Source organism: Rhizobium sp. BT04, assembly GCF_030053135.1.
Classification (GTDB): Bacteria; Pseudomonadota; Alphaproteobacteria; order Rhizobiales; family Rhizobiaceae; genus Rhizobium; species Rhizobium binxianense.
On sequence record NZ_CP125652.1, the window covers coordinates 1,860,813 to 1,885,044 of the forward strand.

Consider the following 24,232-nt stretch of genomic DNA (forward strand, 5'->3'; position numbering starts at 1 on the left):
TGAGGTTGCATTACTCTACTGAATTGAACGCGAATCCCGCGATGGATCATTGCCGACACGCTCGGCCCTTCAATTTCCAGCGCGGACATGAAAAAAGCCAACAGTGAGAGATAGAATGAAGAGAAGACGTTTCCTCGCCTCGGTTCCGCTCGCTTTGTTGTATGTCCGCGCGGGCCGGGCTCTTGCACAGGTGCCTCCGGCCAAAGGGCTGCGCGCCCTTGCCGACAGCAAGGCGTTCCGATTCGGATCGGCAATCGACCTGCAGAACATCAACGATCCGATCGCTTCCGAGATCTACATCGACAACGTCAATTCGATAACGCCGCGAAACGAGCTGAAGTGGAATGCGACGGAAAAGCGGCCGGGCGTTTTCAGCTTCGGAAGCGCCGACCGGATGGTTGCGTTTGCGCGAAAAAACAACATGAGGGTTTATGGCCATACGCTGATCTGGTATCGCGTTCCGGAGTGGGTGTCTGATATCACCGACGCGAAGACCCTTCAGGTGGCGATGAACCGTCATATAAAACAGGTTGTCACTCGCTATAAGAACTCGATCGACGCTTGGGATGTGGTGAACGAGCCATTGGAATATGATGCGCCGGATCTGCGGGATTGTGTTTTCCGCCGCCTTCTTGGCGTCGATTATATCCGTATGAGTTTCGACATGGCACATCAGGCCAATCCCGGTGCGACGCTGGTGCTCAATGAAACGCATCTGGAGAAAAAATCCGACGTGTTCGAACAGAAGCGGGTGCGCATCTTGAAAATCGTCGAGGATCTCGTCGCCCGGAAAACGCCGATCAACGCGGTGGGGCTGCAGGCGCATTTCCGTCCCGGCTTCGACCGGATCGACCCGGAAGGAATGGGGCGTTTCTGCGCGGCGCTGAAGGACATGGGTGTCGGCGTTTTCATCACCGAACTCGATGCGTCCTGCCACTTCCTGAACCGCGACAAAGGCTTTTCGCCAGCGTCATACGCCGATATTTTCGGCGACGTGATCACCGTGGCCGCCGAGCGTGGCGACTTGAAAGGCGTGACAGTATGGGGCATGTCGGAAAAATACGGCGAGCCCGATGAGAAGGGCACCGGTCCGGATGCGGCGTGCACGAAGCGCGTTAATCTTTACGACGAAAGCAATGCGCCGAGAAGTGCGGTTGATGGCATCCGACGGGCAATAGAGGCGATGTGATGCGCAAGACAACGGAGACATCGACAGATTCATGAGAAAAGCCGTTATTTACGTGGAAAAATTTTTGCCTGCCAGCCAGGCGTTTGTTCTCAACCAGGCGGTGGCATTTCGTTCGTTCGAAGCTGAAATTCTTGCCGGCTCGCGAATTTCTTCCGCCCATACCAAAAAATCCACCGTTCCGGTTCATGACATCCGTCGGTCCCCCATCGCACGCGCCGGAGAACTGCTTCTCAAAATCCCGCAGATCGGCCTTCCCTTCCTCTTTCCGGTGATCGGCAAAGCCGATCTCGTTCACGCCCATTTCGGCAAGAACGGTTATGTCATCGGGCCCTTGGCACGCGCCGCGGGCAAACCGCTCGTCACCACCTTCCACGGTTTCGACGCGACCTATGGCGGCGACCCGAAAAAGCCGGGCGGCTTCAATCAGGTGCGCTTCTTCGCCAAAGGCCGGAGCGAGATGGCCGGCTGGAACAGCTGGAATATCGCCGTTTCCGATTTCATCCGCGACCGGCTGCTGGCGCTCGGCTTTCGCGCCGACCGGGTCTTTCGCCATCATATCGGCATCGATCTCGATCTCTTCAAAATGGAACCCCGTCCCCGAAAAAAAGGATTGGTGGTTTCAATTGCCCGCTTCGTCGACTACAAGGGCCATCGTTTCATGATCGATGCGCTGTCCCGCGTGGCGGCTGCCGGCACTCCGGTCGAATTCGTGATGGTCGGACAGGGTCCGTTGAAGGAGGAAATCGAAGCACTGGCACGTCGTTCCTTGCCAAGCGTCACGATCCATGAAAATCTGTCGCAGACGGAGATAAGGGATCTGCTCGCCAGTGCTGAGCTTTATCTCCACGGAAGCGTGACGCTCGATAATGGTCACGCTGAAGCTTTCGGCCTCGCCAATCTCGAGGCGGAAGCCGTCGGAACTCCGGTCGTCGCATTTCGCTCGGGAGGCGTGGGCGAAGCGATCGAAGAGGGGAAAACTGGTTATCTCGTGGAGGAGCGGGATGTCGCAGGAATGGCGGAAGCGGTCGGAAGACTGCTCAACGACCAGGCCCTGTGGACAGCCTTCAGCGCGCGGGCACCGCTTCTGGTGGCCGAGCACTTCGACTTACGTCGTCAGACGGGGATGCTCGAGGACTATTACAGTTCCGTGCTAGACGAATTTTCCAGCCGGGGTCGGACTTGATGGTGCAGACAGGAAAAAAGCCGAAGTGGGGACTGAACGTATTTCGGCCGCTGCGCAATGGAATTGTGACGGCCAAATGGCTCTACTATACGAAGTTCTGGGGAATGGACATCGATCCGACGGCCAGCTTTTCGCTGAGCGTGCGGTTCGACAAGACCAATCCGAAGGGATTGCATATCGGCGCGGAAACCTATGTCGCCTTTGAAGCCGCGATCCTGACCCACGACCTGACGCGCGGGCTCTATCTTCACACGAGAATCGGCAAACGCTGCTTCATCGGCGCCCGCAGCATCATTCTGCCGGGTGTCGAAATCGGCGACGAATGCGTCATCGGCTCCGGCTCGGTGGTGACCAAGAGCGTTCCGCCACGCTCCCTCGTAGCGGGCAATCCGGCAAAGGTAATCCGCAGCGACATCAAGATCATTTCACGTTACGGACGCATGGCACGCGAGGACGAGACGATCTCGCAGAACGTGACGCACTTGCCGACTGGAGAAGCACGATGAAGATGTTTGCCTACCGAGGGAAACACGAAAATTTTGGCGACGAGCTGAACCATTGGCTTTGGGAGCGCTTGCTGCCCGGCTTCTTCGACGATGACGAAGGTCAGCTCTTTCTCGGCATCGGTTCGATCCTCTACGACAATTTCGACCCGAACATGCAGAAGATCGTCTTCGGTTCCGGTTATGGCGGATACACCAACCCGCCGAAGGTCGACAGCAACTGGACATTCTATTTCGTGCGCGGAAAGAAGACCGCCGAAGTCCTCGGCATAGATCCGAGCTACGCCATCGGCGATTCCGGCATCCTGACGCGCAGCTGCTGGGATGCCAAGAACATCGAGAAGCGTTATCCGGTCTCCTTCATGCCGCACTATGAAAGCGCCATGTACGGCAGCTGGGATAAGGTCTGCGATCTCGCCGGCATCCACTATATCGATCCGCGCTGGTCGGTGGAAAAGGTTCTGACCGAAATCAGCGCATCACATAAAGTCGTCTCCGAGGCGATGCATGGCTGCATTATATCGGACGCGCTGCGCGTTCCATGGCGGGCGATCCGGCCGATCGCGCCAGGGAACAGAGCCAAGTGGTACGACTGGGCGAGTGCACTTGATCTGGAAATCGATTTTGATCCGATCGGCCCGTCGAACCTCGTTGAAGCAGGAGCGTCGCTGGTGCGGAAAAACACCTACCTGCTGAAAAACATAACCTTCCGTCACCGCCGTATCCGCCAACTGACCGGCAACTATGTCTTCGGATCGACGGTCAAGACATTGCAGCGGGTGGCAGAAAAGCCGGGCCAACTCAGCACGGATGTGTCTATCGCAAGAGCGCACGAGAAAATGCTGGCCGAGCTGAATCGGCTGAAGCAAGATTTTTCCAAGAAAACGGCAAGCGCCCTTTGAGGTCGCAATCGGTTTCGTGACGAGGCAACAAGGCATGATGCTTTCTAACTCCATCAATATCCTCTGCGCCCGCGAGGAGCAGAAGCATTTTGGATCGGCATGCGGCCTGCTCAAATGGTCAAGGTCCTCGACATCAGGAGCGGTTCGCCCATGAGCAGCGTGACCGACCGACTGATTCAGGGCAGCATGTGGCTGAGTCTGTCCCGCGCCATCGTCAACGGGCTTTCGGCACTCAGCACCTTCGTCCTCGCCTGGTATCTCGTACCGGCGGATTTTGGTCTCGTCGCCATTGCAACGACGATCCAGGTTATCTTGAGTTCGGTCACCGAACTTTCGCTCAATCAGGCGCTCATCCGCCACGAGTCTCCCAGCGAAAGCCATTTCAGCGCGGTTTGGACATTGAGCGTGACAAGAAGCGCCATCTTGGCGCTGCTGTTTGCCGCCGCGTCTTATCCGATCGCCGAATTTTATAACGAACCTCGGCTGACCAGCGTGATGCTTGCCCTGAGTTTCAGCCTGCTCCTGAGCGGTCTCGCCAATCCACGCCGCATCATGCTCCAGCGCGATCTGATCTTCTGGCAGGAGTTCGTGCTGAACGTCTCGCAAAAGCTGGTTGGTTTCATTGTGACAGTGGCAATTGCCGCGATCTATCAGAGTTATTGGGCGCTCGTTATCGGCACGCTTGCCTATCAGGTGACCAATATCATCGTGTCCTACACCGTCCTGCCGTTCTGGCCGCGCATAACCTTCCGCCATGCCCGGGAATTGTTTTCCTTCTCGGTGTGGCTGACGGCCGGACAGATCGTCAACACGCTGAACTGGCGGATCGAATATCTGCTGATCGGCAAGATGCTGGGCGCCACGCAACTTGGTCACTATACTGTCGGCAACACCCTGTCGACGCTGCCGACGCGCGAGGCGACGGCGCCGTTGAACCAGACGATTTACCCGGGCTTTTCCAAGGTCCGCAACGATCCGGTCCGGCTTGTCGCAGCCTATCAACGCGCGCAGGCGCTGCTGGCGGCGGTGGCGCTTCCGGCGGGAATCGGCATGGCTGTTGTCGCCGATCCGATGATGCGGCTTGCCCTGGGAGAGAAGTGGGTTCCGGCGATCTTCATCGTCCAGGCGCTCGCATCGGTGTTTGCGTTGCAGACCCTCGGTTCGCTCGTCCAGCCGCTGGGCATGGCAAAGGGCCATACCAAGCTGCTGTTCATCCGCGACACGCAGATGCTGGTGGTCCGCGTTCCCATCATCATCGCCGGCCTGATGATGGCCGGACTGCCTGGTGTCGTCTATGCACGTGTGGTGACGGGCCTGATTTCCACCGCGGTCAACATGCTTCTCGTCAAGCGTTTGATCAATCTGCCATTCTTCCAACAGCTCGCGGCCAACTTCCGCGCGCTTGCCAGCGTCGCCTTGATGGCCGCCGGCGTCTGGGGATTGTCGCATATCCTGAACACTCCGACCGACAAGACGGCGCTGGCCCTTCACCTGGCCATCCTCGTCGTCACCGGCGGCATTCTCTATGTCGGTTCCAGTTTTGTCCTTTGGCTTGCGATGAAGAAGCCAGATGGCCCGGAAACCGAAGTTCAGCGTATCTTTGTCAAGTTTCTGTCAAAAGCCAAACGTATTGCCGTACCCAAGTCGGCCTGAATTTAAACGAACATCAACAAGAGAGGCAGAATGACCAGCCAATCCAGATCTGAGCTGATCGCGAAACTCAATGGCATGATCCATGATTGCCTGAAGGACTATGTCTCGCGCGAGGAACCGCTCGCCATTCTCGACTTTCCGGACATCCGCAATTGCGGCGACTCGGCGATCTGGCTGGGTGAGATGGCCTATCTCAAGGATCGCTTCGGCAAGCGTCCGGACTATGTTTCAAGGCTCTACGACTTCTCCGCCGACGAGCTGAAACGGCGGGTTCCCACGGGCCCGATCTTCATTCACGGCGGCGGCAATTTCGGCGATATCTGGGTTGCTCACCAGGATTTCCGCGAAATGATCATGGAGCGTTTCCCGGATCGCCAGATCATCCAGTTCCCGCAGTCGATACATTATAGTTCGCCTGAGCGCATCGAGCAGTCCAAACGGGCAATCGGGCGTCACAAGAATTTCGTTCTGCTCGTGCGTGACGAAGAATCGAAGGAATTTTCCGAGAAACATTTCGACTGCACCGTGCGACTATGCCCCGATATGGCTTTCGCCATCGGCCCGCTTGCGGAAAGGGCGACGCAAATTCCCGTCCTCGCCATGTTGCGGGAGGACGCGGAACGGGTTGGCGGCACCGATCGCAAGATCCCTTCCGACATTCCGGTGGAGGACTGGATCACGGAGTCGAAAAGGAAGGTGAATATCGCCAAGAAGCTGGGGGTAGCTTCGGCCTATCTTGCATTGAAGCCGAGCGAAGTTGCCTTGCGCAGGCTCGACGCCGCAGCGCACAACCGCTTCGAACGCGGCATCAGCCAGATTTCGCGGGCTCGCGCCATCGTCACCGATCGCCTGCACGTCCATATCTGCTCGCTGCTGCTCGGCCGTCCGCATGCCGTACTGGATAATAGCTATGGAAAGATCCGCCGTTTCATGAATGCTTTCTCCGGCGGAACGGATCTTTCATACAAGGCAACCTCGCTCGAAGACGGGATCGAGTGGGCGCGTCACCAGGCGATCAAGGGGCGTATCGATAACAAAGAAGCTGTGGGCTTGCGGGCTTAAGGGGGTTATTGGATGCCACTCGTTACCTTCATCATCCCGGTCCGACATCAGGACAATGCCCGCGATTGGAGCAGGCTGAAGGCAAATCTCACCCAGACCGTGGCCTCCATTTCCAACCAGACTAATGGAGACTGGCGGGGAATCATCGTTGCGAATGAAGGGGCCGATCTGCCTGAACTACCGGAAAAGTTTTCTGCCGTCCGCGTGACTTTTCCGCCGAACGACCTGCATGAACTCGGAAAGGGCAGCAAGGAAGACTTCCTTGACGCCTTCCGCGCGGACAAGGGCCGGCGGGTTCTGAGCGGCATGCTGAACGCCGCCGACAGCCGCTTTTTCATGATTGTCGACGACGATGACTTCGTCAGCTCTCGGATCGTGCAGCACGCGTCCGAGAATCGGGACGCCAACGGCTGGACGATCGACCACGGTTACATCTGGGACGATGGCGGCAATTTCCTCCTCGGCCATGATGACTTCAGCCATCTCTGCGGCACATCCTTGATCATCCGTGCCGATCTCTACGATGTGCCGAACCGATTTGAGGATGCTTCGCTCGACTGGATCAAGTCGATGCTGGGCAGCCATGTCCGTATCGCCAAGATTCTGGCGCAACGCGGGGCGCCGCTTGCGAAACTCCCCTTTCGCGGAGCAGTATACCGGGTTGCGCATGGCGGATCGCATAGTCAGGCACCGAGCCTGCTGCGACAGTATTTCCTGAACCGCGGCGTGCTCACCAAACCGCGGCGCTGGCTACGCAATCTTCGTAAGCTGAGGGTACTCGGCGAAACGCATAGGCGCGAATTCTTCGGCAAGACGCGGTCGAACCCGGCGTAAAACCCATTCGCTCGAACATCGCACAGGCAGTCAAAATATGACGCTTTTCTCTTTCGACTTCACCAAGAGGGTTGTTCACTGATGTCGGATCTATTCGTCAGCGTGCTCTTTGCATCCTACAATGGCGCCAGCCGCCGGCTGCGCCAGATGTTGGATTCCTTGGTGCGCCAGGAGCTTCCCCATGATCGGTGGGAATTGGTTGCTATCGACAACAACAGCAATGACGGCACGTTCGACCTTTTGAATTCATATAGCGAGACGCTTCCGATCACCATCCTGCAGCAGCACAAACCGGGAAAATCCGGCGCGCTGAATTTGGGCTTGGATCGGGTAAAGGGAGATCTCGTCGTCCTCACCGACGACGATATTCGCGCCGAACCGAACTGGCTGAAAGCCATCGTCGACTGCGCCACCGCCCATCCGGGCTATGGCGTCTTCGGCGGCAGAATCGTCCCCGATTGGGAAAAGGAACCGAAGGACCGCTTTATCGAGTGGATTCCGATGGGATCGACATTTGCGATCGTCGATGAAACGCAAAGCGGACCGTGTGACCCGACAAAAGTCTGGGGCCCGAACACGATCATTCGGCGGGAGCTGCTGGGAACGAGCGTGCGCTACCGGGAAGATATCGGTCCTCTTCCGGGACCGATATTTGCCATGGGCGAAGATGCCGAGATCATCATTCGCCTGGCGGCAAATGGCGCCAAATCCTATCGATGCGCCGAGGCCGTGGTTCATCACTGGATTCCGGCATCGAGTGTCACCGAGCATTGGGTACAGAAGCGCGGCGAACGGCTTGGTTATGGCATGCCGGCACTCTTTCCCGACGAAGTGCCGGGAGGGGTAAGGTTAAGCGGAGTTCCGCTTCCGACCTGGATCGAAAGCGCGCAATGGGGATTGCGGGCAGCCATGCTCTATCTCTTGCCGCAATCGAAGAAGCGTTTTTGGGCGATCTGGAAATATTACTACATGCGTGGGTATCGCGCCGGAATTCGCCGATACGCGCCCCAGACGCTGGCGCGGTGATCGATTGGCCCAGGAGGCGGTAATTTGAAACTCTCGGTGCTCATCAACAACTTCAATTACGGGCGCTTTCTGCGCCCATGCATCGACAGCGTTCTGTCGCAGGCCTACCCCGACTTCGAAGTGATCGTGGTCGACGATGGCTCGACGGATGATTCCAGGGAGATTCTCGCCTCCTATGGCGAGGAGATCCTGTGCGTGTTGAAGGAAAATGGCGGCCAAGCCTCGAGTTTCAACGCCGGTTTTGCGGCCGCGAGCGGTGATATCCTGTTTCTCCTCGATGCCGATGACGCGTTTCTGCCCGGTAAACTTGCGCGGATAGCCGAGATCTACGATCGCAACGAGATCGACTGGTGTTTCGATCGGGTGACGACCAATGAAGGCGACCAACCTTCTGCGGAATTGCAACTGACATTGTTCGACAAGCGGGAAACGCTTCGCAGAGGCGGCTTCCCCTCGCTTCCCGTTCCGACATCGGGCCTGAGCTTCCGCCGCAGCCTGCTGTCGCAGATCCTGCCCATGACCGTCGCCGCAGACGTCGTCCTCAGCGACAACTATATCAAGTTTGCCGCTGCCTATCTCGGCCGCGGCGCCATCGTCGAAACACCGCTGACGTTTCAGCGCATTCATGCGTCGAACCGCTATACGGGAACGAGCAGGGCAAAGACATTGCGCCCGCGGATCATGATTGCGACGGGACTGGAGCTGGCGCGTCGCTATGATGGGCTGCAGGCACTCGGCAAGAGCCTGGTGGCCGGCGGCATTGCCGAAACGACATCGCTGCTGAGGCTCCGGGGGGAAGCTCGCAGCGCGGTCGCCGGCGGTCCGTTCGGCGATGCTGCCGCAACCGAAGTGGCCTTGATGGCGGCGCGCAAGCGTTTGGGAAATATGCTGCGGAGAGGACAGTCGTGAACCAGCAAGAAACCTTCTCGCAGTCGTCCGCCGGCATGGCCGCGGGCGCCGCGCCGTTGAAGATCGCCGTCGGCGTGCTGACCTATCGGCGTCTGGACGGGATCGCCAAGCTGCTCGACGTCATGACGCGTCAGATCCGGCACCCGGCCCGCCCCTTTCATCTCACCATGGTGGTCGTGGACAACGATGCGGCCGGCAGCGCAAAGGCAACGGTGGAGGGCTTTGGCCAAACTGGCGCTTATGATCTGATCTACGTCGTCGAACAGAACCAGGGCATACCCTTTGCGCGCAACCGCGCGCTGGATTCAGCACCTCCCGGCACCGACCTTTTCTGCTTTCTCGACGATGACGAATGGCCGGTCGACGGCTGGCTGGACGCTATGCTGGAGACCCGCGAGAAAAACCGCGCCGATTGCGTCTACGGCCCGGTCCAGCCGGTCTATCCCGAAAACCCGCCGGAGTATTTCATCAAGGCCAGGGTATTCGAGCGCAAGAAGAACATGGACGGCCAGCGTATCGGTTATGCGGCTTCGAACAATGTCATGTTCGACTATCCGCTGATCCGCTCATGGAACCTTCGTTTTGAGGAGAAGATGCGCTTCACCGGCGGTACGGACTATCTCTTCTTCAATCAGGCCATCCGCCGCGGCATGCAGATTTTCTGGGCTGACAAGGCACTTGTCCATGACATCGTTCCTGCGAACCGGATGACCTGGAAATGGGTGTTGCAAAGACAGTACCGACTCGGCAATACCTTCGCAGTCAGCGAGGTTCTGCATGGCAACCTCAGGCGCCGGATTTATCGCGCCGCCTATGGCGCCACGAGAGTCGTGCTTGGACTGGTCATGCTGCCGGCGATCCTGATTTCACCCTATTGGGGCATGCGTGCCCTCACCCATGTTCTGCGCGGCGCCGGCATGGTCAACGGGATTCTCGGACATGCATACCAGGAATATAAGCCGAATGCGGCTCTCTGATATTGTTTGCAGGAGCATGTTGAGATGAGTTTCGAGGCTTCTTATGCCCCAAACCAAAACATCATAAGTGATTGGCCCGTCATGAACTTCAAGGCTTATACCAACCCGGCCAAAAATGATACAGTTCGACGGAACTATCGTGACGCAGCCGCTTTTCGAACAGAATTGTTTTTCACTCTTCTCATCGGTCAAATATAGGAGATGCCTGTCTATGACTGAAAAAAAATTGAAGGTTCTCGCCGCCTCCTCGGGAGGTGGCCATTGGGAGCAGCTGATGGCCATGCGCGGCGCATTCGAGGGCTGCGATATCGTCTTTGCAACGACCATCCCGGGCCTGCTTGCCAAATATGACATTCGCGACGGTCTGGTGCTTCCCGATTGCAGCCGCGACTCGATTACCATGTCGATCCGGTGCTTTTGCAGCGCCTTCTCCATCGTCATCAGACACAGGCCTGACGTCATCATCTCCACCGGTGCCGCGCCCGGACTTTTTTGCCTGCTTGCCGGCAAATTGACGGGCAAGCGGACGATCTGGATCGATAGCGTCGCCAACGTCGAGAAGCTGTCCCTGTCGGGAAAATTGGCTGGCCGTATCGCGACGCTCTGGCTTACGCAATGGCAACATTTGTCGCGGCCGGATGGTCCCCACTACGCAGGAGCTGTGCTTTGATCCTTGTCACCGTCGGAACGCAGCTGCCGTTTGATCGCCTCGTCAAGGCTGTCGACACCTTCGCAAAGGAATTGTCCAAGCCGGTTCTGGCGCAGATCGGCAAGGGCACCTACACGCCCCAGAATATGAAATGGATCAAAAATATCGAGCCCGCGGACTTCGATAAGGTCTTTTTCGATGCAAGCGTTATCGTCTCTCATGCGGGAATTGGCACGGTGCTGACGGCGAAACGGTTTGGAAAACCGATCATTCTCGTTCCCCGGCAGGCGTCTCTTGGCGAGCATCGAAACGACCATCAGCTCGCCACGGTAGGCCAGCTCGCCGGCCGGCCCGGCATCTATGTCGCGCATACCGACGAGGATCTCAGAAACTATCTTCTCGAAGATCTGGACAGTCCCTCGCACGAGGACCCGTCTGAGGTTGGACGGACTTCGCTGGTCAAATACCTCAAAGGCTATCTCGCGACAGTCTGAACCCAAGCCCCCTGCGCACGCGATCGGCAAGGCAGAGATCTTTCATTCTTTGCAATTGTCGCCGGCAATATGTTTGACAAGTTCCGGCACGATGATTTTGGAAGCAATGTCAGGCAGGGGATGGGCACCATCAGGGATTGCCGCGGCCAGAGCCCCCGGCGTCAGGCGCTGCCAGTTGGGCTGGTGGTCGACAAACTCCAGACCCCGTTCCTGCGCCTCCGCCTGATGGGCCGAGACGTAGCTGCCGACAAAGGGACGGATCAGTCCACGCAGTCCCGAAAACGGATTCATCGCCATGACGATGATCCGCGCTCGCGGCAGGCGCTGCCGAAGCTGGTCGAGGATGTCGCCGATATTCTTCCGGCTTTGCGCAAGCGACACGAACCGCTGCAATGCTGCATCGTTGGCGTAAAGCTCGATCAGAACGATATCCGGCTGCCCGGCAACGACGCGATCAACCTGGGTAAGAGCCCATAGCGACGTCTCGCCGCTCTTTGCAACGCTTTCAACTTTCACCGGTCTTTGCAGGCAGGCTGCAAGCCCCGTCTCCAGAGACGGCTGCCATCCCCCGCGGGCCGTCAAGGATGTACCGAAAGCCACTATTTTCAACGGCGGAAGGCCCTCGGCATAACTGTTCCTGGTCACTGAAAACATCGCGAAACAGGTAAAATACAAAACCAGCCCATAGGCCGGTCGTCTCACCCTTGGCACCGCTCGCCGGAGCCGCAAACCTATCATGAAACCTTGCAGCAGGCTTCGGACCATTTCGCGAAATGGCCGCACATCGCTGTTCGATCGTGACGAATAACTCACTACAGAACCGCGCTTTTTCTCAGACGCCCAATAGATGCTGTAACGCTTTAAATGACTGCATAATTTCTCAATCGGTTTCGATTTGAGAAATTATGCAGGAGAGCCCGACCGATGACAACGGCTTCCTTGAAGCCTCGGAGGTCTCAGCGACACGGCCGCCAATCACTCCTCACGAAATACGTGCTGCATCTGATCGGTCAGCGGCTTGGTGAGATAGGAGATAACGGTCCTGTCGCCGATCTTGATAAAGACTTCGGCCGGCATGCCGGGATAGAGCTTTATTGACTTCAGCTTGGCGATGCTCGCAGCCTCCGGCTTGACGCGAAGGGGATAGTAGCTGATGCCGGTGCGTTCATCCTTGACGATATCAGGCGCAATGGAGGTGATCTCACCGCGCACATCAGGCGTCGTGCGCTGATCAAAGGCGCTGAATCGCACATCGACGAATTGGCCGACGTGAACCTGATCGATATCGCGAGTAGCGACTTTCGCCTCAACCGTAAGGTCGTCATTTTCGGGAACGACGAGCATCAGCGTCTGGCCAGGATCAATGACGCCATTGACCGTGTGAACGGCAAGTTCGTGAACTCGCCCGCTCAGCGGCGCGGTAATATCGAGACGGCGGAGTTGATCGACCGCGGCCCCACGGCGCTCTTCATTTTCGGCGATCTTCGCCTCGACGTCGGTCAGGTCCTTTGCGATCTCCGAACGACGATCCTCATCCAGCTGGATTGACTGACGATCAATCTCGATCGCCTTACCTTCGGCTTCCGCTTTTGCGGCGATTTCCTGGCCACTGTTACCCTGGAGATCGGCGCGCGCGCGTTTGAGCGAATTCAGGCGCTGAAGTGTGACGAGCCCCTTCTTGTAGAGAGTGTCGACACCTTCAAGCTCCTGTTCGATCAGGCCGAGCGAATCGTTGGTGGCATTGATCTGAACGACCAATCCCTTGACCTGCTCGGCCAACTGATCCTTGCGTGACGCCAACTGGCTCTTCATTCCGATCAGCGCCGACCTGCGACTGTCGAACAGTTTCCGCTCGCCATCGAGAAGATCCCGCGCGGCCGTGTTGGATGATGTCAGATCGCTGATGTTTTCCTGGACCTCAAACGTATCGGCGCCGATCCGTTCCGCCTTGAGACGGGCGCGGCGCGCATAGAGCTGGGCGAGCGTGCTTTCGACGATCGAAAGGTTTGCTCTCGTCGACGTTCCATCGAGGCGTATCAGGACCTGCCCGGCCGACACGTGGTCATTTTCGGAGACAAGAAGTTCCGACACGATGCCGCCGGTCAGGTGCTGGATCTTCTTGACATCGCCGTTGACGACGACCACGCCTTCGCCGATGACAGCGCTCGAAAGCTCCGTCGTTGCGGCCCAACCGCCAATGCCGCACACGAGAGCTATCGACAACACGCCGACAATAGCGACATGACGATTGAGGGAACGTTTCGATTCGCTGATGATCTTGCTCACAATCTTCTCCCCCCGGCCTATTCGGCCGCATTCACGCCGTCGACGACGACTTTGAGCTGAGCCACGCGCTCTGCAATCGGCGTACGCGCCGCTTCCGGTCGGCTGACCCGTGCCAGAACTTCCTCCTTGGGACCGAACGCGATCATCCGGCCGTCCTGCATCATCAGCACGAAGTCGCACACTGCCAGAACGCCGGATCGATGGGCGATGACGACGACGATGCCGCCGCGTGCGCGCACGCTCATGATCGCGGCACTCAGCGCCCGCTCGCCTTCTTCATCGAGATTGGAGTTCGGTTCGTCGAGCACCACGAGGAATGGTTCGCCGTAAAGCGCTCTTGCAAGCGCGATACGCTGTCTCTGGCCGGCGGAAAGCGCTGCACCGCCTTCGCCGATTTCGGTTTCGTAGCCGTTCGGCAGACGAAGAATGAGATCGTGAACACGCGCCGCCTTCGCCGCGGCAACCACCGCCTCAGGCGACATCTCCTTCGCGAAACGGCAGATATTCTGCGCAACGGTCCCAGAGAAAAGCTCCACGTCCTGCGGCAGATAACCGATGTGCCGGCCAAGCGCGTCGCCATCCCACTGGTCGAGTGCTGCGCCATCGAGGCGAATGGATCCCCTGACGGTCGGCCAGATACCCATCATCGCCCGCGCCAGCGACGACTTGCCTGAGGCACTGTAACCGATGACCCCGAGTGCGCTTCCTGCTCTTAAGCCGAAGCTGACATCGGAAATGACCAGGCGTTGGCCCGCCGGCGGTCCGCTTGCCAGCCCCTCGACCGTCACCTGCTTGGAGGGCGCCGCAAGCGCGAGCGGCGCCGGGATTTCCGGAATGGCTTTCAACAGATTCGCAAGCCGCGCCCAGCTTTGCTGGGCGGAAACGAAACCGCGCCAATTTCCGATCGCGGCTTCCACAGGCGCCAGGGCGCGAGACGTCAGAATCGAACCGGCGATGATAATGCCTGAGGAGGCCTGCCCTTGAATGACCAGGATCGCACCGGTCGCAAGCGTTCCGGATTGCAGGGCAATACGGAAAATCTTCGACAGCGTCGCATATCCGTTCCCGACATCCGATGCTTGCCGGTTGATGGTCCGGTATTCCCCGTTCTTGCGTTCCCAGATTTCCGCCATGGTGCCCGCCATGCCCATGGCGTGGATGACCTCGGAGTTGCGGATCGAGGTCTGCGCAAAGGCATTTCGCATATTGCCGGCTTCGGATTGCCGTTTTGAGAGCGTTCGCGTTCCCTGGTTGGTCATGAACGTCAGGACGGCGAGAACCAGCGATCCACCGATCGCGATATATCCGATCGCTGGGTGAAACAGGAAGCAGATCACGATATAGAAGGGAAGCCAGGGCAGATCGAACATCGCCGTCGGACCCATGCCGGACAGGAAGGTTCTGATCTGGTCGAAGTCGCGCAGCGGCTGCAGCCCGTCCCCACCGATCTTGACCTTCAACGGCGCCTTGATGAGCGCCCGGAACACCCGTCCATTCACCATCTCGTCGAGCGCACCGGCAACGCGCACGAGCATTCTGCTCCTGAGAACTTCGAACGCGCCCTGAAAGGCGTAAAGGGCTAACGCAAGTATTGCCAAAGCAGCCAGCGTCGGTATGCTTTTGGCGGGAATGACGCGGTCATACACCTCAAGCATAAAAAACGAACTTGTGAGATAAAGGATATTGATGAGCGCGCTGGCTATGCCAATGAAGACAAGACCTCCCTTGCATTTTCGCAAGGCTTTAGATGGCTCACTGACATCAGCTGCTGAACTCTGAAACACCAAATAATCCTCTCCTAGCACATCGCACGCAGGTAAATACGCCGCACACTGCAGTTACGGGCCATCAAGCCCGATCAATGACATAGTCGCATTTGGATTGTCGGCGCCGGCGCCGGATCTCCGCTTGCAAGCTGACGACTTATTATACGAATCCCACTGAAATATGGCCGAAAGTTCCAATTTCTAGCGCGCGAATTCAGGAGCTCTAACTTAACGCTACGATAAATATACCGGTTTAAGCAAGTGAAAATCCAAAACCGCCCAATAACGGCTCAAAGCACGGGCTGCCTCCCGCGCATAGAAACGATATTTACTGGGACATTAACTATACATTGAATATACAGTCTGCTTGTTTGCGAAAGACGGAAACATTTTGTCATCAGCCGTCCCCGACTCTTTTGATTTCGGCCGCCGACGGCAGCAGATCGCCCAGCTTAGACCTTGAGGCAAACAGGCAGACCGATCAGCAGCGACCGGCTGACGCTATCGCGGCAATTGTCTGTTTCAGTGCCATGTGTGGCTGTTATGGAATGCATCCACATTGATGCCGACGCTCAAGCTGTCCGTATCGATGTGCGAAGCGCCATCGGAGATCTTGTACTGGAAGGACTCAGTGACCTTTCCGCTAAGGCCGGCGATTTTCGCCGCATCAACCGTGTAGGTGTAGTCGCCGTCGCTCTCCACATGGATGACACCGTATTTTCCGGTCAGCGTCAGACCGTGTTTATCCACCGCACTATCACCGAAGCGACGAAGCAGCACGATCCCATTGGCCGCACTATCATTTTCAAGGAGATTGCCGTGATAGGCGCTGCCGGTGTCGGCCGAGATCTTCAGACTGTCATGCACTGCGACAATTTTAGCAGCGACGGCAGCAGGTGCCGTTGGCGTTTCGATTACCGGCGTCGGCGTGCTCGTCTGCGGCTGCGCCGGCACGTCCACATGCGGCTCGGCACTTGGAGTGGCTGGCGTCTGTTCACTGCTCGATGAGGTATTGCCATTCGTGCCGGCAGCACTGTCGAGCTCGGCCCGGGCTTGTTCGAGCGTCTCATTGTCGCTGACGGAGAACGTGTTCGCGACGGCAATAACGGCAGGCATCGTCAACGTCGACACTAGGCTGTCTACTATATTGTCGTGGAAAGAGCCCGATGCAGCTCTGTCGACCTTCAGCGCGGAAGAGGATAGATCATCAAAGACATTGTCATGGATATCGATATTTGAGCGAACATAGTCTGGATAACCCGCCGCGCTGATCGATACGCCCCACACACCGTCGTGAATATAGTTTCCGCTGATGTCGTAGTCCTTCGCATCGCCCTGATCACCAAGTCCGATGCCGTAGGACCATTTGTAGCCACCAAATCCGGAGATATCGTTGTCGTGGATGGAGATATTCGTGCCCGCCTGAGCACTTAACCCAAAGCCGCCGCCGACCAGCGTGTTGCCCTCGACCATAGCATTTACGGCCTGGACCAGCACGAGGACACCCTTGGCGCTGTTGGTTTCCGTCTGCTCCAGATGATTGTCCTTGACCAGGATATTGCTGCTGTTGTTGAGTTGGATGGCGTCCGCTGCTGCGCCCTGGCTGTTGGTCACGCTATTGTTGATCAGGGTGACGCCGTTGACCTTGTCCATCCAAATGCCGTCGGCATGCACACCGGTCAGCGTGCTGTTCTCAATCGTGATGTTCTGGCTGCTTTGGAAGCTGACTGAACCGGCCTTTCCGGAAAGGCCCGTATTTGTCACCTCGACGTTGCGCACCGTCCAGTTCGACACATTCCCCGCATATATCGCGTTGGCCCCGGTGTCGGCGATCTTGATGTTCTCGATGACGATATTCGAAGCCTTGGAACCGTGAATACCGTCATTGCTGCTGTGAATGACCGGTGCATCGCCGATACCATAGCTGCCGATCGTAATCGGAGCGGTAATGCTGCCTGAATATTTCAGGTCGAACTGTTCGTTGAACACGCTTCCGGCAGCAAGGAGCAGGCTGTCGCCGGGATTCAGCTTCAAGGATTCGACTGCGGACAAAGTCGCAAAAGCGGAATTCTCGCCGGTTCCGTTATTGTGGTCGGACCCTGTCGCTGAATTCACGTAATAGACGGTCATGCTCTGATCTCCCGGTGCTATTGGAAATCTTAAGCGGGGACCTCTCTCCGTCGGCTAAAATGAAACACTAAAATGCCGGACATTCAGCAATAATTCTTGATTCTTGAAGAATAGGCATTTTTCACGCGATACACATTTCGCATGGCAGCGAACTTGTACCGTATAATTCACATCGATTACTCAGGCATCTGTGTTAACCAAGTTTATTTTTCAATTGATGACGCGCCAGCAGAATGGAGTTCTCGCCGATACATAAACTCCCGTGCTCAAGGGACATGACGGGAAAGTGACAGCGCAAAACACGAGGCACAATGCAGTTGCAATAATGTTACAAACAACAAAAAAATTCCACTCAACTATAGCTCAATCTGATTAGCCGAAATATGACATCCATATGAAGAATCGTCTCGCATTCTGATAAGTTTCTTCCTAATAAAGATTCTTATAGCTGGGAGAAATAACGCAAAAAGATTCTTATCATATGTTCTCACTTATTATTAACGTAATATTCCCTAGGCCTTTCATTATCTTATGCACACTTAACGTGTGCCATTATTGGAAGTTGCGCCACGAAATGCTCAACTTCTGTTGATTATGTTCTTGACTCTCCGCATTAGGAAATCCTTAATCGGGCCGCTCGCCAAAGGTCAGGGACGGCCGGCGAAGAATAATTCAAGGAGAGAAATCAATGGCAATTCATGCAACCGACGATACTGCAACATTTCTGGAAACCGACGCCATCTCGGGAAATCTGCTTTCTAACGATTCATCCGACAACGGCCACCTATTCCTGCGCGCCTTCGACCAACAGAGCGTTGGCGCCAAGCAAGGCAACAGCCAGATCACCGAAATCCAGGGCGACTACGGCACCTTCTTCGTCAAGCCGGACGGCAGCTACACCTATGTTCTGAGCGACGCCGCCAAGGTCGGCTTCACCAATGGCGAGTTGCTTCAGGAGAAAGTCTCCTACAAGATCTCCGACGGTAGCGGTCATACCGACGTCGGCCTGTTCACCCTGAATATTCAGGGCGTAACCCAGGTCAAGCCGATCGCTGTCGACGACCATTACAGCTTCACCGAAGGCAACCCCATCGGCGGCAACGCTCTGGATAACGACATTCCCGGCGACAACGGTCATCTCTTCCTCCGTCAGTTCGGCACCACGAACGTAAACGGCAATCCGAGCGCAACGACCGACGTCGCCGGCACCTATGGCACGTTCCATGTCAAGTCGGACGGCTCATTCACCTATGATCTGGCAGCAGATATCGCCCCAGGCGATCACGTCACGGAAACCATCCAGTACTACAAGATTTCGGACGGCCAAGGTCACACGGATGTCGGCGTTCTGACGCTCAATATCACAGGCACGGATTTTGACTCCAGCCCGAGCGTCTGATCATCAATAGTGCGACGCCCGGCACCTCAAGCAGCGGGCGTCGCTCTTTATTGAAGGTGCACCCTCCAAGGGAAGCCGGGCTGCCGCTATCAATAACTTCCAGGAACGATACGGCGTTCATCTCGGAGACTTTCAAAGAAATTTCAAGGCGCTTGGTGAAAGCCCGCTTGACCTTCTGAACTGCCTTGAAACGCTACAGGTACTATCACCTGCTGCAACGCTGTTGAAACCGTGCTGTCGCACCGTCTCCGACACTCGCCCAGGTTCGATCAAAGATTGGGCGAAGTTGTGGGCTGATCTCTTTGATCGTGGCATTGACCCTGCAACGATCGCCGAGTTTCAGCATGGTCGTGAGATCACTATCGAGCGCGCGCGTGGCTGCGGCAAGCGTTGCATCAGTGAAATCGTTCCAGAAATAAAACCGCGTCAGAACCATCGCTTCGTCGTGGGGCGCGAGCACGACCGAACGCTTCATCATTCCCGCAATCGCGACCGGCTCCTCGGCAATTGTCGACTGCACGGCCGCAAGACGAAGCCAAAAATTGCTGTTCGTCGGCATGCACGACAGTGCATACCGCAGATATTGACGCGCACCCGACGCCGCAACGGCCCATGCATCGTAATTGACATTGACGTTCTGCCGATCCAGTTGGGCCAGAACGAGGGTCACCCCGGTAGCCACAATGTCGGACCGGCAATAATGCCCGTCAACGACCTCGACACTGCGCGAAGCATATTTAGCCACGACATCATCAGCGACAGTACCGCCACGCTCAAGCCTTTCTGCGACGATCGACATACTGGCCGTTCTGATCGACGCGTACAGCTCCCGACCGGCCAGAACCGCAAAGACGACGGTAACGACAACAAAAACGATCCTGGAGCCCGAAACGAACCGACTGCGGAGCATCAGCTTTCAGTATAGTATCGCGAGTATCGCTTATAATAATACTCGCTCGAGCCGAATGTCCGGTAGAGTTTCATCTGCGACGGGTCGACCTTGGTCAAGACAGCACCGACGCATTTTGCATAGAGTTCCGGCTCGGATAGCAAGGTCGACTGCACGACCTTGCGCGATGTCTTTCCCCACTCGATAACGAAAACCACTGCATCGAGCTTCGAATTGATAGCGCGCGCATCGACGACCGGCGCTAGGGGTGGCAGGTCAACGATAATATAATCGAAGCTTTGACGCGCCGTTTCAAGAAGCTGATCCATGCCGCGTGACGCCAGGAGTTCCGACGAATGCGGAACACGATACCGCGCCACCGTCGGCAAGAATGCGAGCTTTGTCCTGGGATCGAGAAGGATCAGATCCTTGAGCGGACGGCCGTCGACGATCGCCTCGAGCAAGCCGGCCTCGGCATGGCGGCCGATCGCCCGGGTGGCACCGGGATTGCGCATGTCGCCATCGATAAGCAGGCAACGCGCTCCCTGCATTGCCAGAAGCTTGGCAAAATTGATGGACGTCGTCGACTTGCCCTCGCCTGGCAGGCTCGACACGACGCCGATAACCTTGCAGCGCTGATCGGCTGCACTGAGGTCGATGGCAATCTTGGCGCTTCGCAATGTTTCGGCAAATGCCGAGAGCGGATGCTCCTCGACATAGGTCGTCGTCTTCCCGCCCCTGGCGATGCTTCGCGGATTGCTTGGATCAACGAGCGTTGGATCGTCGACGTTATTTTCAACCAGCGGCATGACGCCGAGAGACTCGACATCAAGCACCTCCCGGACATCATCGCCGGTGCGGAAGAACCGATCCCGGAATTCGCGGAAGGCTCCTATACCGCTTCCGACTGCGCATCCGAGGAACATCGCAAAAGCGACGACGAGGGCCCTCTTCGGAGCACTCGGCTTCGTCGGGGTCTCCGCGGTCGTGATGATACGTGCGGCAGTGATCGGAAAGCTCTGCTGCTGAATAGCTTCCTGGTAACGCGTCAGGAAGCTCTGATAGAGATTCTTGTAGGTATCGCGCGTGCGCTCAAGCTCACGAAGCTGCACCTGCGTTTCGCCGGCGCTGGCGGCAACGCCCGTCGCCTGCGTCACGCTGTCGCGCAAGGAATTTTCCCGCGATTTCGCCACCTGCAGCTCGCTCTGGTAGCTCTCGGCAATGCGGTTCAACTCATCGAACATGAGTCTCTTATATTCTTCCATTTCCGCACGAAGCCGAACCGCCTGGACGTGATCGGGGCCGAGCCGTGCCTCGATTTCGGTTTCGAGCTTGGAAGCCTCCAGATATTTCTTGCGCAGGTCATTCGAAATGGAGCTGTCCAACACATCTGTGACGATCGCATCGGTCTGCTTGGCGTCGATAATCGACTTGACGCGCGCATATTTTGCCTCGGCCTTCGCCGTCTCGGCCTGTGCGTTGATCAATTGAGTGTTTATCTCGGACAGCTGCTGGTCACTGATCAGCGTACCGGAGCCGGCTTCAACCAGCCCATGCTCACTGCGGAATTTCTGAACCGCAAGGTCGGTGTCCAGCGCCTGCTGGCGCAGTTCCTCGATACGCTCCTGAAGCCATTGGCCGGCTCGGCGGGTCGCCTCGTATTTGGAATTGAGCTTGTCGACCATATAGACGTCCGCAATCGCGGCCGCGATTTGGCGCGCCATGTCGGGCGACTGCGAGGTATAACTGACGTCGAGAACATAGGATTTGCCGACGCGTTCGACATCGATATTGCCTGCGACGGTTTCGGCAGCGTTTCGCCGTCTCATTTCCGGATCGGGTGCGACGGCCGCGTCATCGGCAAACCATGATTTGAAATTCACCAGAGATTTCAGCGTCGCGACTGAAAACAGCGAATTCTGTTGTGCATTAAACACCGGATCGTCGACGAGTTTCAGCTTGTCGACAACAGCATAGGCGATCGTGTCGGACTTCAACAGCTCGACCTGACTGAGGACAGTGCCCTCGTCATCGTCCATCTGGCCGAAAGCGGCCAGTTGGTTGATCACCTGACTATCGCTGCGATCGATCAGCACGCTCGTATCGGCGGTATAGACCGGCACCGAAGTCAGGACATACACAATGCCGAGAATGGCGAAGACGAAAGCGCACACCGCGACCATCCGCCACTGTCGGCGGGCAATCGCGATGAGCTTGTCGAAATCGATGAAGTCAGCTTCGTTTCCCGTATCGCGGGAGGGGTCGATACGTGGCGTAAGTTTATCTGGCGATAGCAATTTCGATCTCCAACAAAGGCGTCAAGCGCTAAGATCTAAGGGCAATTCCAGCTATTGTATGACCGGGACACTCTGACTCGTCGATTGCGTCGGGTCGGTAGACGATTGTCCCCCCGCTCCCGTGCTGACGATCCTCGTCGTCGAGCTTGTAGACAAGCTGTCCCCGTCGCCCGCATTCGAAACCTTCAACGTACCAGCGGTCGTCGCGGCGCCGTCAAACGGCGTGCCGTCATCAGAGCCGGGGCCCGTCTGCCCAACCGACCCATCGTTGCCGATACCGGCTGCAGCGGCCGCAGCACTTGCGCCCGGGCCGAGCGCCGCGGTTCCGCCTTCGGCGAGGACCTTCGCAAAGGCGGCAAGCAGCGGCGCCAGATTGGGATCGGCGCTGGCCGCATCGGCGACAGCCTTTTCGATCGCCAGCTTGAACTGCGGGTCCGTCACCTGGCAGCTGTTTGCGGCCCGTGCAAGACCTGAGCCGATCGCCGCCATCTGTGTGGCATTGGCCTTCTTGGCCTGCTCGATCACCGGCAACAGCGCGTCGTTGCTGCTGCCGACCAGCGCGCGAACGCGCGATGACAATACCAATGGATCGGACATGTCGAGGAGCGCGGCGGGATTGGCCGTAAAGCCACTCACATCGACGGTCGTCAGGCTTGCCGGACCCAAGCAAGCTGCCGCAAAGGCGCTTGAACTCATGCCCGCAAACATTGCGAGGACAATTCCGCTATATGCAAGCTTACGATAAACAGCTGACCTTGCCATAACCACAGCTTCCTTCATCAAATCCACTATGTAGGCCGCCGGCATTGATCATTCGCGATCGATGCCCCTCGCCTATTTCAATCAATTTCCGAGATCCTGTATCGCGTTGCGCGTATCGTTCGCGTCATCCGTTACACCCGAAACAGTGGACGATACCGAGTTGACGATGTCAAGGAACTTGACCAGTTCAACAGAGTCCGAATTGGAAATATAGATAATATCCTTGTCTTCCATCTTGAACTGCTGGGCGGCAAACAAGGTTGCGGGATCACGCAGGTTGGCACGTACGATCACCGGAACCGCATCCCCTGCAAATCTCGTCGTGTCCACGTGCATCGCTTGAAGCGTTTTCTTGGGAACCTGGCGATAGAGCAGAACCTGAGCCGGATCGGCGCGGTCGTCGCGCAGGCCGCCTGCCTTTGCGATTGCCTCGCCAAGGGTCAAGTCAGACTCTTCGAAATCGAAGCGACCGCTGACGCCCGCGGCGCCGAGCGCAAGATAGGTGCGGCGCTCGTGATCGATCGAGATCGTATCATCCGGCGCAACATAGATATTTTCCGCCGGGTTCTTCAAGAGCGTGTTGTAGGCGACGGTTGCCGTCTTGCCGCGGCGCTGCAGCGTCACATTTGTTTCGATATTGTTGGTCGTCAAACCGCCCGCGGCGGAAATGACATCGAGAACACGTTCACCCGCCGGGCTGATCTCAATGCGCTGGGGATTGTTGACATCCCCGAGCACGGCAACCTGACTGGAGCGGCTTGTCGTTGTCGTAATAACCACCTGCGGCTCGATCGCGCGGCTCGCCAGGCGATCCTCCACATCCTGCTCCACGGTCTCCTTGAGCCGACCGGCAGCCGGAACGCGACCCGCATAAGGAATTGTGATCGTCCCGTTCCGATCAATAGTCTGGCTCGGCAAAGAGATATAATTGCCGGGTCGGCTGCCGGCGTCGGAGGGAATGAAGAGACCGCCGGACTGAGCTTCGAAGATGGCGACCTCAACGACGTCACCATACCCAAGCGGAATTTCGGGCGCCCCGCCTCGACCGCCGCCAAAGCCCTTGAAAGAGGTGGGCTGGGGAGACGTAAAATACGGGAGAACGTTCTTGCTGAGATCAATCAGGGCGTAGTCGATGCCGACACGACGCTCTTTCGTTGTCACTTTCACCGCCGCATCGCGATCAACATCCTTGTGATCGGGGCCGGATCTTGGCAATGACGTGCAGCTTGCCAATATAGTGGTTAGCGCTACAACAATGGCGACGCGTGTACTAACGATACGAGAACAACCCATAGAATAACCTGTGTTGACGCCCCTGAAGC

Annotated in this window: 21 protein-coding genes; 13 read left to right on the top strand and 8 right to left on the bottom strand. The window is 57.1% G+C overall.

What is annotated here, in order from left to right:
* The first annotated feature begins 115 nt into the window (after positions 1-115).
* The 12 genes from QMO82_RS17715 (at position 116) to QMO82_RS17770 (ending at position 11,381) form a co-directional block, all read left to right on the top strand.
* Complete coding sequence (locus QMO82_RS17715) at positions 116-1,189, top strand: endo-1,4-beta-xylanase (protein ID WP_183607886.1); 1,074 nt, start codon at positions 116-118, stop codon at positions 1,187-1,189.
* A 31-nt stretch (positions 1,190-1,220) separates the two neighbouring features.
* Positions 1,221-2,372 carry a glycosyltransferase gene (locus tag QMO82_RS17720; RefSeq protein ID WP_183607885.1) on the top strand — a complete coding sequence of 384 codons (1,152 nt, stop codon included), beginning with the start codon at positions 1,221-1,223 and terminating at the stop codon, positions 2,370-2,372.
* Positions 2,372-2,878, top strand: a complete 507-nt coding sequence (locus QMO82_RS17725) for a DapH/DapD/GlmU-related protein (RefSeq protein ID WP_183607884.1) — start codon at positions 2,372-2,374, stop codon at positions 2,876-2,878. The genes QMO82_RS17720 and QMO82_RS17725 overlap by 1 nt, the downstream gene beginning before the upstream one ends.
* Complete coding sequence (gene pssM / locus QMO82_RS17730) at positions 2,875-3,777, top strand: exopolysaccharide glucosyl ketal-pyruvate-transferase (protein ID WP_183607883.1); 903 nt, start codon at positions 2,875-2,877, stop codon at positions 3,775-3,777. Before QMO82_RS17725 ends, pssM begins: the two co-directional genes overlap by 4 nt.
* A 150-nt stretch (positions 3,778-3,927) precedes the next feature.
* Positions 3,928-5,430: a lipopolysaccharide biosynthesis protein gene (locus QMO82_RS17735; RefSeq protein WP_183607882.1), complete on the top strand. Its 1,503-nt coding sequence runs from the start codon at positions 3,928-3,930 to the stop codon at positions 5,428-5,430.
* Positions 5,431-5,460: 30 nt separating this feature from the next.
* Entirely contained in the window at positions 5,461-6,492 is a 1,032-nt protein-coding gene (locus QMO82_RS17740) for a polysaccharide pyruvyl transferase family protein (protein ID WP_183607881.1), read from the top strand.
* A gap of 12 nt (positions 6,493-6,504) precedes the next feature.
* A complete protein-coding gene (locus QMO82_RS17745) occupies positions 6,505-7,326 on the top strand; it encodes a galactosyl transferase (protein ID WP_183607880.1) in 822 nt (273 codons plus the stop codon).
* An 81-nt stretch (positions 7,327-7,407) separates the two neighbouring features.
* Positions 7,408-8,352: a glycosyltransferase family 2 protein gene (locus QMO82_RS17750; RefSeq protein WP_183607879.1), complete on the top strand. Its 945-nt coding sequence runs from the start codon at positions 7,408-7,410 to the stop codon at positions 8,350-8,352.
* A 24-nt stretch (positions 8,353-8,376) separates the two neighbouring features.
* Complete coding sequence (locus QMO82_RS17755; RefSeq protein ID WP_183607878.1) at positions 8,377-9,261, top strand: glycosyltransferase family 2 protein; 885 nt, start codon at positions 8,377-8,379, stop codon at positions 9,259-9,261.
* Positions 9,258-10,238 carry a glycosyltransferase family 2 protein gene (locus QMO82_RS17760; RefSeq protein WP_183607877.1) on the top strand — a complete coding sequence of 327 codons (981 nt, stop codon included), beginning with the start codon at positions 9,258-9,260 and terminating at the stop codon, positions 10,236-10,238. The genes QMO82_RS17755 and QMO82_RS17760 overlap by 4 nt, the downstream gene beginning before the upstream one ends.
* A 211-nt stretch (positions 10,239-10,449) precedes the next feature.
* A complete protein-coding gene (locus tag QMO82_RS17765; protein ID WP_183607876.1) occupies positions 10,450-10,908 on the top strand; it encodes a glucuronosyltransferase in 459 nt (152 codons plus the stop codon).
* Positions 10,905-11,381: a glycosyltransferase gene (locus QMO82_RS17770; protein WP_183607875.1), complete on the top strand. Its 477-nt coding sequence runs from the start codon at positions 10,905-10,907 to the stop codon at positions 11,379-11,381. Before QMO82_RS17765 ends, QMO82_RS17770 begins: the two co-directional genes overlap by 4 nt.
* A 42-nt stretch (positions 11,382-11,423) precedes the next feature.
* Here the strand turns inward: QMO82_RS17770 and QMO82_RS17775 are convergent, their stop codons facing one another.
* From QMO82_RS17775 to QMO82_RS17790, 4 genes are all read right to left on the bottom strand, one after another.
* Positions 11,424-12,119, bottom strand: a complete 696-nt coding sequence (locus QMO82_RS17775; RefSeq protein ID WP_183608343.1) for an SGNH/GDSL hydrolase family protein — start codon at positions 12,117-12,119, stop codon at positions 11,424-11,426.
* A 237-nt stretch (positions 12,120-12,356) separates the two neighbouring features.
* Positions 12,357-13,667: an HlyD family type I secretion periplasmic adaptor subunit gene (locus QMO82_RS17780; RefSeq protein ID WP_183607874.1), complete on the bottom strand. Its 1,311-nt coding sequence runs from the start codon at positions 13,665-13,667 to the stop codon at positions 12,357-12,359.
* A gap of 17 nt (positions 13,668-13,684) precedes the next feature.
* Entirely contained in the window at positions 13,685-15,451 is a 1,767-nt protein-coding gene (locus QMO82_RS17785) for a type I secretion system permease/ATPase (RefSeq protein ID WP_183607873.1), read from the bottom strand.
* A 504-nt stretch (positions 15,452-15,955) separates the two neighbouring features.
* The gene (locus QMO82_RS17790) at positions 15,956-17,563 is read right to left on the bottom strand and encodes a right-handed parallel beta-helix repeat-containing protein (protein ID WP_183607872.1); all 1,608 of its coding nucleotides are present in this window, start codon (positions 17,561-17,563) and stop codon (positions 15,956-15,958) included.
* A 688-nt stretch (positions 17,564-18,251) separates the two neighbouring features.
* Here QMO82_RS17790 and QMO82_RS17795 point away from each other — a divergent pair.
* Positions 18,252-18,962, top strand: a complete 711-nt coding sequence (locus QMO82_RS17795; RefSeq protein WP_183607871.1) for an Ig-like domain-containing protein — start codon at positions 18,252-18,254, stop codon at positions 18,960-18,962.
* Between the two features lie 205 nt (positions 18,963-19,167).
* Here QMO82_RS17795 and QMO82_RS17800 read toward each other — a convergent pair whose 3' ends face one another.
* The 4 genes from QMO82_RS17800 to QMO82_RS17815 form a co-directional block, all read right to left on the bottom strand.
* On the bottom strand, positions 19,168-19,872 hold the full coding sequence (locus QMO82_RS17800; protein ID WP_183607870.1) for a hypothetical protein: 705 nt from the start codon (positions 19,870-19,872) through the stop codon (positions 19,168-19,170).
* On the bottom strand, positions 19,872-22,148 hold the full coding sequence (locus tag QMO82_RS17805) for a polysaccharide biosynthesis tyrosine autokinase (RefSeq protein ID WP_183607869.1): 2,277 nt from the start codon (positions 22,146-22,148) through the stop codon (positions 19,872-19,874). Before QMO82_RS17805 ends, QMO82_RS17800 begins: the two co-directional genes overlap by 1 nt.
* Positions 22,149-22,199: 51 nt before the next feature.
* Positions 22,200-22,910, bottom strand: coding sequence for a sugar transporter (locus tag QMO82_RS17810; RefSeq protein WP_183607868.1), 711 nt, complete (start codon positions 22,908-22,910; stop codon positions 22,200-22,202).
* A gap of 81 nt (positions 22,911-22,991) precedes the next feature.
* Entirely contained in the window at positions 22,992-24,203 is a 1,212-nt protein-coding gene (locus QMO82_RS17815) for an SLBB domain-containing protein (RefSeq protein WP_183608342.1), read from the bottom strand.
* Between the last annotated feature and the right edge of the window lie 29 nt (positions 24,204-24,232).